Annotated in this window: 8 protein-coding genes; 2 read left to right on the forward strand and 6 right to left on the reverse strand. The window is 39.0% G+C overall.

What is annotated here, in order from left to right:
* Positions 1 to 12: 12 nt before the first annotated feature.
* Genes J3455_RS01905 through J3455_RS01925 form a run of 5 tightly spaced genes read right to left on the reverse strand, consistent with a single transcriptional unit; the run spans position 13 to position 9,096 of the window.
* Positions 13 to 2,535, reverse strand: coding sequence for a glycogen/starch/alpha-glucan phosphorylase (locus J3455_RS01905; RefSeq protein WP_130052680.1), 2,523 nt, complete (start codon positions 2,533 to 2,535; stop codon positions 13 to 15).
* The gene (glgX, locus tag J3455_RS01910; RefSeq protein ID WP_297330144.1) at positions 2,528 to 4,585 is read right to left on the reverse strand and encodes a glycogen debranching protein GlgX; all 2,058 of its coding nucleotides are present in this window, start codon (positions 4,583 to 4,585) and stop codon (positions 2,528 to 2,530) included. Before glgX ends, J3455_RS01905 begins: the two co-directional genes overlap by 8 nt.
* The gene (gene glgB / locus J3455_RS01915; protein ID WP_349560887.1) at positions 4,575 to 6,812 is read right to left on the reverse strand and encodes a 1,4-alpha-glucan branching protein GlgB; all 2,238 of its coding nucleotides are present in this window, start codon (positions 6,810 to 6,812) and stop codon (positions 4,575 to 4,577) included. The genes glgX and glgB overlap by 11 nt, the downstream gene beginning before the upstream one ends.
* Positions 6,812 to 8,788 carry a 4-alpha-glucanotransferase gene (malQ, locus tag J3455_RS01920; protein ID WP_167657528.1) on the reverse strand — a complete coding sequence of 659 codons (1,977 nt, stop codon included), beginning with the start codon at positions 8,786 to 8,788 and terminating at the stop codon, positions 6,812 to 6,814. Before malQ ends, glgB begins: the two co-directional genes overlap by 1 nt.
* 8 nt (positions 8,789 to 8,796) lie before the next feature.
* Entirely contained in the window at positions 8,797 to 9,096 is a 300-nt protein-coding gene (locus tag J3455_RS01925) for an isoamylase early set domain-containing protein (protein WP_167657527.1), read from the reverse strand.
* A gap of 1,168 nt (positions 9,097 to 10,264) precedes the next feature.
* Between J3455_RS01925 and J3455_RS01930 the strand changes: the two genes are divergently transcribed.
* Together J3455_RS01930 and J3455_RS01935 are read left to right on the forward strand one after the other, a co-directional pair.
* Positions 10,265 to 12,187, forward strand: a complete 1,923-nt coding sequence (locus tag J3455_RS01930; protein ID WP_167657526.1) for a putative bifunctional diguanylate cyclase/phosphodiesterase — start codon at positions 10,265 to 10,267, stop codon at positions 12,185 to 12,187.
* A gap of 42 nt (positions 12,188 to 12,229) precedes the next feature.
* Positions 12,230 to 13,153: a hypothetical protein gene (locus J3455_RS01935; RefSeq protein ID WP_130053026.1), complete on the forward strand. Its 924-nt coding sequence runs from the start codon at positions 12,230 to 12,232 to the stop codon at positions 13,151 to 13,153.
* A 10-nt stretch (positions 13,154 to 13,163) separates the two neighbouring features.
* Here the strand turns inward: J3455_RS01935 and J3455_RS01940 are convergent, their stop codons facing one another.
* Positions 13,164 to 14,312, reverse strand: a complete 1,149-nt coding sequence (locus tag J3455_RS01940; protein ID WP_294089742.1) for a transporter substrate-binding domain-containing protein — start codon at positions 14,310 to 14,312, stop codon at positions 13,164 to 13,166.
* Position 14,313: the final 1 nt, after the last annotated feature.

Genomic DNA, 14,313 nt, shown 5'->3' on the forward strand with positions numbered 1-14,313 from the left:
CTCCGTCTTAAGCTAGCTGCTTTTCTTCTGTGTGTTTTGCTGTGCACTAGTATCCAGTAATGGCTCCAAATGCCAGATGTCGTCACTGTATTGACTAATGGTTCTATCGCTCGAAAACATGCCACTGGCTGCAGTATTCAAAATACTCATCTTGGTCCAGTGAGCAGTGTCTAAGTAGGCTTGTTCAACTTGCTCTTGCGCTTCTACAAAGCTGGCAAAATCATGAGCGACTAACCATGGATCGTGCGGGCTCTTAATCGCCGCGATAATGTCGTCAAATAAATTAGGCTCAAACAAGTTGAAGTGACCGCTCTCAAGTAAGTGCATTACCTTATAGAGACTGTCAGTTTGGTGAATAATCTGCTCTGGATTATAGTGCGCTTTGATATCATCAATTTGCTCTGCACGTGCACCAAATAAGAAGAAGTTGTCCGCACCCACAGCATCACGAATTTCGATGTTAGCACCATCTAACGTACCTATGGTCAAAGCGCCGTTCATCATGAACTTCATATTACCTGTGCCTGATGCTTCTTTACCTGCCGTAGAGATTTGCTCAGATAAATCCGTTGCTGGGCAAATGGTTTCCATTGCTGTTACATTGTAATTTGGTAAAAAAGCAACTCTTAAATACGGTTTAGCAAGCGGATCTTTGTTGATTACTTCTGCTACGTTATTAATTAATTTAATAATTTTCTTCGCCATGTAGTAACCAGGTGCAGCTTTACCACCCAATAGCACACAACGAGGAACAATGTTTGCTGTATCGCCCTGGCGAATACGGTCGTAAAGGTGAATAACGTGCAGTACGTTTAATAGCTGACGCTTATATTCGTGAATACGTTTAACTTGCACGTCAAACATCATTTCGGCGTCAAACTCTACACCACAGCGGTTTTTCACTAACTCAACAAGGCGTTGCTTATTGCTGTGTTTTACAGCTTGCCATTGTTTATGGAATTTAGGATCGTCATATAAACGGCGTAACTGGCTAATTTTGCTAAAGTCAGCAACCCATTCATCACCAATGTGTTGATTAAGCAGTTTAGCCAACTCAGGGTTACAATGTGCTAACCAGCGACGTGGTGTTACACCATTGGTTTTGTTGTTGAATTTTTCTGGCCATAGCTGATAAAACTCATTGAATAAGCCCGCTTTAAGTAGCTCAGTGTGAAGTGCAGCCACACCATTAACCGAATAGCTACCCACAATCGCTAAATACGCCATGCGAATTTGTGGCTCTGGGCCTTCTTCGATCAGTGACAATGCACGTTGTTTTTCAACATCACCAGGCCAAGTTAAAGCAACTTCAGCTAAGAAACGCGCATTGATTTCATAGATAATTTCTAAGATACGCGGTAATAATCGGGCAAATAATGATACTGACCACTTTTCTAATGCTTCAGGCAGTAAAGTGTGATTAGTATAAGCCATGGTCTTAGTAGTGATAGACCAAGCATCTTGCCAATCAAGCTCATACTCATCAACCAAAATATGCATAAGCTCAGCTACAGCAATACTTGGGTGTGTATCGTTTAATTGAAAAACATGGTAATCGGCAAAGTCAGAAAAATCTTCGCCATGTTTACTAACCCAAGTATCAATGATGTCTTGTAAGCTCGCTGATGATAAGAAATATTGCTGACGCAAACGCAGTTCCTTACCGTTCTCACTACTGTCATTTGGGTAAAGTACCATTGTAATTTGTTCGGCTAAGTTTTTACGAGCTACCGCTTCTGAATAACTACCTGCGTTGAATTCGCTCAAATCAAATTCATCAGTAGCTTCTGATTTCCATAAACGTAAAGTATTTACAATATCGTTCTTGTATCCTGGAATTGGTACGTCATAAGGCACTGCTAAGACATCGTGAGAATCTAGCCATTGACGGTGCTCACGGCCATATTTATCAGTATAGCTTTCAACATGACCAAAAAATTTTACACGCTTTGATTGCTCAGGCGCACTGAGCTCCCAAGGGTGGCCTTCACGTAGCCAATTATCTGGTTGTTCAATCTGATGACCATTTTCAATAGCTTGATTAAACATCCCATATTCATAACGGATACCATAGCCAATCACTGGCAATGCAAGGCTTGCACAGCTATCCAAGAAACATGCTGCTAAACGCCCTAAGCCACCATTACCAAGACCTGCATCATGCTCAGCTTCTGCAACTTGCTCAAGTTCTGTACAGTACTCTTGTAATGCTTTAGCGACTTGCTCGTCTAGATCTAAGTTTAAAATCGCATTACCAAGTGCACGCCCCATTAAAAACTCAAGTGATAAGTAAGCTGTTTTACGGCGTTTTTGCTCATGAATTTGTTGTTTAGTAACACGACAGCGGGCAACAAGCCTGTCTCTAATAGTTAAGGCTAATGCATGGTATAAATACAGTTGTGATTTACCGACTTTGTCACGCCCTAAGGTGTAATAAAAATGGCGTGATAAATCATCGTCTAGGGTACTTTCATCAACTATAGGCGCATCCTGCCAGCCCTTTACAACACATACTTGATCGGCATTTTTAGCCATGATTTAGATCCTCTGAATTGGCGGTAAAAACCCAGCTGCTCATAGCAGCAATCTGTTGTTCCTTATCAACAAACTGTGTTGACATGGGGTGAATACTGGTCAGTGCTAATCGCCACTTTCCTTTTTCTAAACTAGGAAGTTGGCAATTTACCGGCTCTGATCCTGCATTTAAAATAATCAATAAAGCTTGATTTGTGTGCTTGTCTGTCAGGCTGTAGATCAACACTTGACGATCGCCTTGATGCCAATCATCTTGTTGCATATTAGTGCCTGATTCTGTAAACCATGCGACCTCATAACGTGGGTCATTATCGTGAACAAAAAAATGGTGTTTAAAAATACTGAACTGCTTACGAATGCGCAGTACATCGTCAATAAATCGGGTTAAAGGGTGACTAAGTTGTGAGTCTTTCCATGCAAGCCAGCTTGTGCGATTGTTTTGACAATAAGCGTTGTTGTTACCACCTTGTGAGTGTGCCATTTCGCTTCCTAAAGAAAGCATAGGCACGCCTTTAGAAAGTAACAAAGTTAGCAGCATATTTTTTTGTTGTTGTAAGCGCAATTTGCTTACTGCAGGATCGTTTGTAAAACCTTCGGCACCACAATTAAAAGAGTGATTGTCACTGTGGCCATCCCGATTTTGCTCACCATTAGCTTCGTTATGTTTATTCTCGTAGCTGACTAAATCAGCAAGCGTGAAACCATCATGACTAGTTATAAAGTTGATACTATTGAGAGGGCCACGTAAGTTATGTTCAAACAAATCGAATGAACCATGTAAACGTTTTGCTAGCTCACCAATAACACCCTGTTCTTGTTTCCAAAAGCGCCTTATAGTATCGCGATATTTATCATTCCATTCACGCCAAGGTGAGGGAAAAGCTCCTAATTGATAACCGCCAGGACCTATATCCCATGGCTCTGCAATGAGTTTAACTTGGCTAAGTATAGGATCTTGATTGATAGCTTGAAAAAATGCATGTGCTTGATTAAAGCCATTGGGGTTACGAGCTAAAATCGTCGCTAAGTCAAAACGAAAACCATCTACTCCCATTACTTCAACCCAATACCGCAAGCTATCAAGCACAAGTTGTAAAGTCCGAGGCGAATCAATATTTACCGTGTTGCCGCAGCCTGTATCATTAATGTAATGTTTTGGTTTCTCTGCAACTGTACGGTAATAACCGAGATTATCTAATCCGCGAAGTGACAAGATAGGCCCATCAGTTCCTGCTTCAGCGGTGTGGTTATAAACCACGTCTAATATTACTTCGATATCAGCTTTGTGTAGCGCCGTCACCATTTCTTGAAATTCACAAATATCATCATTAACTAGATAATCTTTATGCGGCGTAAAGAAATTAAGCGTGTTGTATCCCCAGTAATTTTGTAAGCCTTTCGCCGTTAAAAACTGCTCGCTTATAAAAGCATGGACAGGTAATAATTCTATGCAAGTCACACCAATCTTGCGCAGGTGCTCAATAAAACTTGGATGGCTTAAACCTAAAAACTTACCTTGCAAAGATTTTGGGATCTCTGGGTGACGACAGGTTGCACCAACCACATGGCATTCATAAATAACCGTTTTGCCCCAGCAATGATTTGGTTTTTTCCCAGCGTAAGGTGTTAGTTCCCGTACCCGTGATTTAGGCATATCAATCGCGTTGTTAACCTGGCTTAATTTCCCAACAGGCATTTGCCCATAATGGCGTTCACTCCAAGTAAATTCGCCATATATATCACGTGCGTAAGGGTCCAATAGTAGTTTGTGATTATTAAAAAATAGCCCTTTTTCAGGTGCATACTCACCATCAGCCCGAAAGCCATACAAAGCACCACTTTTCAGAGGACTCACTTTTAGCGTCCATATCCCGCCTTCGTTCATATGCATCGCGAGAGTGAGAATCTCAGAATGACCACTACTGTCAAATAAGCACAACGACATATGTTGCGCTTGAGGGGCGTACACAGCAAAATTAACGCCATTGCCAACAACAGACGCACCTAAAGGAGAGCTCACCCCGACTTCGAGTTCGACACTATGACTCATCGCTCACCTTCTTCAGGTAAATAGTTGCAAGACCAGGCAAAGAGATACTAATACTTTGATTAAAACCATGACTTTCTATAGCTTGGCTTGTAATGATTTGTTCGGCGTGACTGGTAACTTCAACACCGGAACCAAAATAGTCAGTTTTGTCGGTATTTAAAACGACTTGATAAGAGCCCGATTTTGGCACGCCAATGACATAATCGTGATATACCTGTGGAGTTAAGTTACAAATCACCACCACAAAGTCTTTCGCTTTTTTTGCATAGCGAATAAAGCTAAACATACTTTGCTCAGCATTAGTGCTATCAAGCCATGCAAACCCTGCAGGGTTGGTGTCTTGCTCATACAAGGCTGGGGTGCTTGTGTAAACGGCATTCAATTCTTTGATAGTTTGCTGCATACCACGATGGCTCATATGCTCAAGCAAATGCCAGTCAAGAGATTGATCGTGATTCCACTCTTTGCGTTGGGCGATTTCTGCACCCATAAATAACAGTTTTTTACCCGGATGCGCCCACATAAACGCATAATATGCACGTAAGTTTGCAAACTTTTGCCAATCATCTCCTGGCATTTTTTCTATTAATGAGCCTTTACCATGCACGACTTCATCGTGACTAAGCGGCAAAATATAGTTTTCGCTGTAAGCGTAAACCATTGAAAAAGTCATTTCATGATGATGATGCGAACGGTATATCGAATCACGTTGCATATAATGCAAACTGTCATTCATCCAACCCATGTTCCATTTATAACCAAAGCCTAAACCATCATGATCAACTTGGCGTGTAACCCCTGGCCATGCTGTCGACTCTTCAGCCACCATCATTATGCCTGGATTTTTTGCATAGCAGCGCATATTTACTTGTTTTAAACACTCAATGGCGCCTAGGTTTTCTCGACCACCAAATTGGTTTGCAATCCACTGCCCTTCTTCACGGCTATAATCCAGATAAAGCATTGAAGCAACAGCATCAACACGTAAGCCGTCAATGCCAAACTCATTTAACCAATACATTGCATTTGCAATTAAAAAGCTGCGAACTTCTGCTCGGTCATAATTGTATATATACGTATTCCAATCTGGATGAAATCCTTGTCTAACATCAGCATGCTCGAATAAATGGGTTCCGTCAAAACGATGTAAACCATGAGGATCGCTAGGAAAGTGCCCGGGTACCCAGTCAAGAATAAGACCGATATCGGCTTCATGACACTGTTCAACAAAATAAACAAAATCTTCAAAGCTGCCATAGCGGCTGGTCGGTGCAAACAATCCAACGGGTTGATAACCCCATGATCCATCAAAGGGATACTCACTGATAGGCATTAATTGCAAATGCGTAAAACCAAGCTCTTTAGTGTACGGAATAAGGTTATCGGCAAGCTCACGCCATGTTAAATAGCGCTCCCCGTTATCTCTTCTTTGCCAAGAACCCGCGTGCACTTCATAAATACAGACTGGCGCATTAACACTGTTACGTTTTGCACGATTAGCTAACGCTTGTTCAGAAAGCTGAATACCTGTTTTTAGCTTTTGTAGCACTGACGCAGTACCCGGTGCTTGTTGCATCTTAAACGCAAATGGATCGGCTTTATCAAGCACTTCTCCGGTCAGAGTCGTGATAGCAAATTTGTAGCATTGATGCTCTTTAAGCCCTGGGATAAATAACTCCCATACCCCACTGGCAGGATGAAAACGCATAAAATGACGATTACGCTGCCAATAGTTAAATTCACCAATCACAGATACACTACTGGCATTCGGTGCCCACACTGTAAAACGTACACCATCGACACCTTGTTGAGATACAAAATGAGCACCAAAATGTTGATACGCATACTCTAAACTACCTTCATTAAACAGATACATAGCCTGTTCATCTAAGGTGCTATCAAAACTGTACTCATCATGTTGTAGATGGTTAAATTCATCGCTATAACTAACTTCTAGCTGATAGTTGGGTTTAGTTTTCGACCTAATATTGGCGACAAATAAATGACTATCACCTTGTTGATGCGCAACGATTTTTTCTGTACCAAGTATAACCGTAACACTACTAGCACCAGGCAAAAAACAACGTATGTCATAACTTGAGTCATCACTTTTATGAGGCCCAAGAAAGCTGAAGGGGTCTCTAAAACAACCACTGGCTAATGCATCTATCTGTTTCTGATAAATAATAGGTTGTGCATTTTGCTCTTGACGAACTCGACTTCGCATTATTGATTCCTTATCGAGATTAAATTGGCTAAGAATGACTGTTGCGCTTTAATAATTTCCGCCGCTGGACGCGATAATAAACGCCGCCAATTTGGGTACTCTTTGTCTGTACCGGGGATATTTACAGGCAGTACTTGCTGGTCTAAATCATCTATTTGAATAGTAAATAGCCTTGCTGGTGCTGCTGCTAAAGACGATGCCAGAGCTTCATATACCAAGAAAGCGTCTGCATCTAACGATAAATATTGTTCTGATTCGCGCGCTATAAAGTTTAGCATGCGTTGCTTTTCAAGGTTTCGCGCATCAAACAGAGCCCTTGCTTGCCCTTCATCTAGCAAACCATATTGTTGTTTAATGGTAATATCATGGCCAATCCACCAACCTTTAAAAGGTGGAACGTCATGGTTTGCTATCATTAATAAGCTTTGAGGAGCAAAATGCTCAGCGGCTAAAAACTCGCCTTGATAATCTTTTTCGAAATAAAACAGTCCATTAGAATATATTGCGCTCGCTTTTAGAGCTTCACGTACTTCATTCGGTACAACTCCTAAATCTTCACCAATCACCACACATTGATTAAGGTGAGATTCAATTTTAAGCACCGCTAATAAATGCTCAAATGGATAATAGACATAACAACCATCTTGCTGTGAATTATTTTTGAAGCACCACCAAAGTCGACGAATTGCCATTACATGGTCAATTCTCAGACCGCCAACGTCTTCCATATTGGCTCGGATAAGCGAACGATAGAATGCAAAGTTGTCCTTGCTTAACTTTTGCGGATTAAGGGCTGGTAGCCCCCAGTTTTGGCCATGCTCAGCCCAAGGATCTGGTGGTGCGCCGACATGCGCACCTTCGGCAAAAAGTTCGTTTTGGCTTTTAAACTCACTACCATCACCTGCACACCCAACAGCTAAATCATTGATTAGGCCAATAGCCATGCCACTATCACGGGCTGCTTGTTGGCATATATTTAATTGTGAATGCGCTTGCCATTGTAAGTAACTTGCATAATCACGGTCGCCAACCAGCATGGTGGATAGGCTACGCTTATGCGTATCACAAAAAATCGCGAACTGTTCTTTTCGATCTGGTGAGGCAAACTCGCAAAAATGCTGATACAAACAACTAAATACTTGATATTTGAATTCACTGACCGATGTGTAATCGATGTAAGACGAATTGGGTTGCGGCTTATCTGCTAATAATTTAGTAAGTACCTTATTATTTTTGGCGTCCTCGCATTGCGATACAGCAATATATAAAGGATTTAATAAAGCTCGGGAATTTGGGCTATAAGGGCTTGCTCTTTCTGGGCTATGCTCAAATAATAAATGCAAGGGATTAAGTAGCACATAATCCATATTTTGTGCTGCTGCTTCTTGAATCAGCTTTTCTAAATCCGCAAAATCACCAATACCTAAACCATCTTCATTACATAAGCTATAAAGCTGAATAGATAAACCTAAACGCTTTTTATCATCAATAGAAAAACACTCTTTTGGTACTACCCAAAGTTGGCTGTGAGACTGCTGATCTGCAACAGAAATTAGCGCGTCATGATATCCAATCGGCATGTCAGGAACCGGTAAAGCGAGTTCGAGATAACGTATGCCATTTAAACCATAATCTCCGAGTACCTCTAAACCCTGTAAGTTTTCACGGGTAAAGTAAATATTTAACGAAGGAACGCTTAATGTGCATGATCGTGATAACAAACGTTCATCTAAGCGTACTTTCAAAATAGGCTGATGTGCCTCAACAATACTTGTTTGAGGCAACAAATTCAGCCAAGTACCTGCATCTAATGCAAAATTAAGTTGCTTAATTGCATCTTCATCTTGAGTATCGATACCACAACAACTAAGTGCCTGCTTACGTGTACTTTCATCGAAAATAACATGTTCGCCAGTGTACTTAGTGTATTCATAGCCTATGCCATGCAGGTAATATAACTGCGAAAGTGACTGCATTAAAACACCTAAGCGCGCTGGGTATTAACAATGCTGTTATCAGTACCAAAACCGTTAGGAATATAACCATCAGCTTGGTGATCGTTGTCCCATGTTTCGCCGTTAATTAAGTAGCGGAAATGAAATTCTTGATCTAAAGGTAAACGCTGTTTGTATTTGAAAACTTGTTCTTTTTTATTGAACTTCATTGGCACTGGTTGCCAATCTGTAAATTCTGCGACTAATTGCACATCATCAGCGTCAGGGTGTTGGAATTCAAAGGTAACTTCGGTTTCGTCTTTAGTTTTAAAAAAACGTTTACTTAACATAGTGGGCTCCAATTCAACCAATTGGTAAATTAATCCTTGCCACAGTCCCGCACTAATAAATCATTGAGCGGAAACTGTGCGTTGCAGGTTTTGCTATCTTGCTTACAAAAACATCAAGTTCGTGTTAGTAAATCAAACCTATATTTACGCATTATGACAGTGCAACTGTTTATTTTTTGCACCAAAATAGTGCGTAAAACATACAAAATTACAACAATCATATTGCTATATTATTACGAGCAATAACTGAACCAAGTTGATGGTAAAATATACTTTATTTTCAGCGTCATTTTTATCAGCTCTCTACATAACTTATAAAAAGTAGATAACAATTTAGGTTGGGTAAAGTGAATAAAATTGAAGTGATTAATTAGAGTAAAAGCACCAAAAGAGACACTACTTCACTCATCAAAAAACATTAGCTAATTATTTCCAAAAATGAAAACTTGTTTACGCCACACTGTTTTTATAAATAAACCAACAAAATAAGTAAAAACAAAGTTTAAATTCTTAACTACTTACTATGCTACTACCACATAAATTATTAAAAAATAAAATTATAAAACAACCGTTAACTTCAACATTGTCCAATTAACGTTTTTAAAAATTATCTCAGTAAAAGTGTAAAAACAATAAGTAGAAAAGCGTAAATTAAAAGCTGAAAGCCATTCATAAAATTATAGTACGCATTGCTAAACCTGCAATGTAATAGCAATTTGTTCTGACACAGAAATCTATATTTACAGAGTCACCTCTATCAAAATTAATAACACCACCTGAAACTCTATAGATAATAAATAAAACTAAAAACCTATGGATAAAATAATTAAATATATAAACTTTAAAATTTAAAAACAAAACAACCAGAACGATATTGGGTACAAATGTAAAAATTTAAAACCTTTTAGTAACCAGATTTAAAAACTAATAACAAAAATTGTTTTAGCAACACAAACAAAATAGTATAAAAGTTATAGGAAAACCACCCTAATGCAACCTTAAAGTTGTATACACATAACACTAAACGCTATGAATTTTCACATTAAGCACTCATCCAAACCCCAAAGTATGAGAAAGACTTTGTCTATCTTAAACACAAACAATATACTCAATTCATTAACTGGTGAGGTTTTATAGTAAAACAAAAACACCAAAACGGTAGTAATTTATGGCTAATACTCTTCGAATTTTATCTATATGTATTATAACTCTAATAGCTTTTATATACGGCTTTAATATCTTTTTGACTAAACAAGTCAATGATTTAGTTTATGCTCCTAAAGGCATAGACATACATACCTTCGAACAAGGGCAAGTAAATGTTGTTGCTGCCCCTTGGTATAATCTTGTTTTAAGTGGACAGCACTTAATTTACAACAACGACATCGCTTATATTGTAATTAATGTCACAGCGGATTCTGTAATTACAACGAGTGCTTCAGACCTTGTACTTGCTACGCTTTTAGCACCTATTAACATAATCATCTTGCTGTTATTAGCGTTAGCTGTAAGTTGGCTAGTAAGTTTAAGATTCAAAAATAAAATAGAAAATCAAAGACTTGATTTTCTTAACAATCAATTTATAGAATTGCTCAGTGGCCTAAATATTGCCATCAATTCTCATCATACAAAACGTACTCAACTTGAACAGTTACAAAATAACTTTCAATCTCTAAGTACATATATCACTAATTACACCCGCGAAACTGAAGTCAGTATTTATCAAGATAAATTGACCCACCTTATTGATCGACATGCTTATATAGAGCATCTTGCCAAACAGCTAAGAATTGCAGAAGTTAATAAGTTTAGCTGCGCATTATTATTTATTGATTTAGATGGATTTAAACAGGTTAATGACTCTTTTGGTCATAGCTTTGGAGATGATGTTTTAATTCAAGTTGCATCTCGTTTAAGTAGTGTTTTACGCCATCATAAAATAAGTAACATTTCACCAATTAGTCAATTAGAACAAAACCTAGCTCGACTTGGAGGTGATGAATTTTCTATCTTCATTAACTTGAAAGATAATAAAGGAAAGGCATTAGAAGTTGCACAGAATGTGTTGCATGAAATTGAACGCGACTTTGTCTTAGGTAATAAGCTGATAAAAATTAGTGCCAGTATTGGCATTGCTGTTTATCCCGATAGTGCAGCTACTCCACAAGCATTATTACAAATGGCAGATGTGGCTATGTACCGGGCTAAAACTGACGGCCGCGGAATATTTAAGGTGTATTCACCTGAAATGGGCAAAAAAATTCGCCGCTACCACTACTTGTTAGAAGAGATGCGTCTTGCGATTTCCAGTAATAGTTTTCATCTATCTTTCCAACCCATAGTCCACGTAGATGACTGTGCTATTGACTACTTTGAAGCGCTCGTTAGGTGGGAGCACCCAGTTGAAGGTTTCATTACACCAGATGAGTTTATCCCTATTGCTGAAGAGTCAAACCTGATATTGGAACTCGGCGATTGGATCATGCTTGAATCATGTCGGCAAATGTCAGCTTGGTACAATGCCGGTATGAATAAAGTTTCTATTTCGGTTAATTTATCCGGCGTCCAATTAAAGCATTACGACATTTATGAGTGGGTAATGGAAAAGCTTGCTAAAACTGGGCTACCAGCAAAAGCGCTAATGCTAGAAATTACCGAATCAACTTTAATCAAAGCAAGCAATAAGATTATAGAATCATTAGAAAAGCTTCGAGGGGAAGGGATCACTATTGCAATTGATGATTTTGGTACAGGGTTTAGCTCTTTAAGTACCCTTGCAGACTTACCTATAGATGTGATCAAGCTCGATAAGTTGTTTGTGTCACAAGCTAACGATAACCTTAAGTATAATGAAATCATGCATTCGGTTAGCGAGCTTGGCCGCAAACTCGGTTTGAAAATCGTTGCCGAAGGGGTTGAAGAACTCGCTCAATTTGAGTTAGTTAAATCGATGGGCATTAACTGTGTTCAAGGCTACTTAGTTAGTCATCCTGAGTCATCAGTTAATGTTGGCCATAAAGTCTTGCAGGATAACATTAACTTTGTGTCTGTCACTGGGACAGGGGTTTGGAATATACAGCAGCCGCTTTAGTAAGTTATAATGAACACATTATTCAAAGCCACTCCCTTGTTAATGTTAAAAAAAAGCTTACTTACGGTATTAACCTTGTCAGTCACCGTCATCGGATTGTTGATTGCTTCATCCATTTACACCCTGTACAGCAAAAAACGTTTAACTGTAGATCCGAAACTGAGAGAAATTTCAGGGATTGAATTTGATAAATTTAACCGGCTTTGGGCGATTAATGACAGTGGCGATCAGCCAAAACTCTACCGCCTTAATGAAGATGGTTCAATTGCAAAAGAAATTTTGGTAACCAATGCTAAAAATATTGATTGGGAAGATATGACGCAAAATAAATTTGGTCACTTCTTTTTAGGAGATTTTGGCAATAATAAAAACGACAGAAAATGGCTAACCATTTATAAAATAGAAAATCCTATCGACATCAAAAGCGACACCACAGAAGCAGAGATAATCAAATTTACTTACCCAGAGATGGATGGCAGCCCTATTCAACCTGATCAACGTAACTTTGATTTAGAAGCCTTTGTAGCGCTTGGCCGACATCTATACCTATTTACTAAAAATCGTACTGAACCATTCGATGGTATTACAAAAGTTTATAAAGTTGGTGATCATGCTGCTAATTTTGATGCTGAATTGATTGATTCGTTTCAAACTTGCACCACAATGGAAAAGCTATGTTGGATCACATCTGCGGCCCTCAGCCCAGACCGGAGCAAATTGGTTCTTCTTGATTCCACCAGCATTTGGTTATTTGAAAACTTTCAAGGCGATAAGTTTTTCTCAGCCGATGTATCACGTATTGATTTAGGTATCGTAACTCAAAAAGAAGCTATCACCTTTTATGATGACAACACCATTGTCTTTACTGACGAAGAATTTAAAGGCATAGGTGGGAATGCTTATGTCATAAAACTCGATGAAGTCGAAAAAAAAGTCATCCGCAAAGCGCCCAGATCCAATCAATAGAGAAGAGGCATTATTTAGAGAGTGCTTTTTCAACATCAACGCCTAAAATCAGTACGCCTATCTGATGATTTTTTTCATCGAATATAGGCACGCTGAACTGTACTTGAAAATGTTTAGTCGACTCATCAAACTCCAAGGTATCAATGTAGTAGTCATCTTCTTGCTGATACATATTTAAAAATTTAGCTTCATCACCCTGCCAATAGTCGGTTGTGACTGCACTAATAATGACATTTTTACCTTGTTTATCTGTGACAATTATTTCAGTAATGATGCCTTGCATCTGCCTTTGCCACACTTGTAAGAATTGTGAACCTTCAAGCTTTAGGTAGCTTTCAGCCATAATCGGCTTATTATCAATAACCTGCTGTTCCCACAGATTATCAAACTGCTCTAACTCTTCACTCGAAATTAGTTGCCTGTTACTTTTTTTTACGGCTTGTTGCACCAGCTCTGCATTAGCTAATACTTTTATTTGTTCAAAAAGCGCTCGCACTAAGGATTGTTTTTCGATTTTTGACAATACAAAGGGGCTTTGTGAACAGCTACTTATGTGGCTGTTAAAAGCATTTAAAAATTCAGGAAACTCCTCAAGCGTTTTATTTGCAGCAAATAAGCCCAAAGGCACATAACGGTAGAATGTTTGTTTATATTCATCTGGCTTTATTTGTAACTGCACAGCGTTGAATTCAAACTCTTCTAAATCAAGCAATATTCTGTCTACCCGCTGCTTTTTGAATACTTTGATAAGCTCTTGGGTAGTGTTGACTTCGACTTCTATTTTCCGATTAGTTAATTGATACCAATCAGCCTGATGGCTGCCTCTTACGACTCCATAACGAAGATCGTGTTCGGCTATCGAAGCCGAATCAGCATGGGTAAACCAGTACCAGTTTTCTAGAAACATAGGGGCTGAGAGCTCACCATATTGCTGCATTTTTGACAACAGGTTCGCAGTAAAGTAACCATCAAGTCGATTTAACTGCACTTCTCTTTTTGCTCTTAACCAAGGTAACTTCTGTAACTTAAATGGCACATTGATTTGCTTAAAAATACATTCAACATGAGTTATTGCATTGTGAGGTGCATTAAGGGGCAGATTAGTGCCTAACTGAAAAGGCTGAGCCACAGTGAGTGAGAGCAATAATGAAGCAAGCATC

The organism is Pseudoalteromonas sp. NFXS39 (genome assembly GCF_040148775.1).
GTDB lineage: Bacteria > Pseudomonadota > Gammaproteobacteria > Enterobacterales > Alteromonadaceae > Pseudoalteromonas > Pseudoalteromonas apostichopi.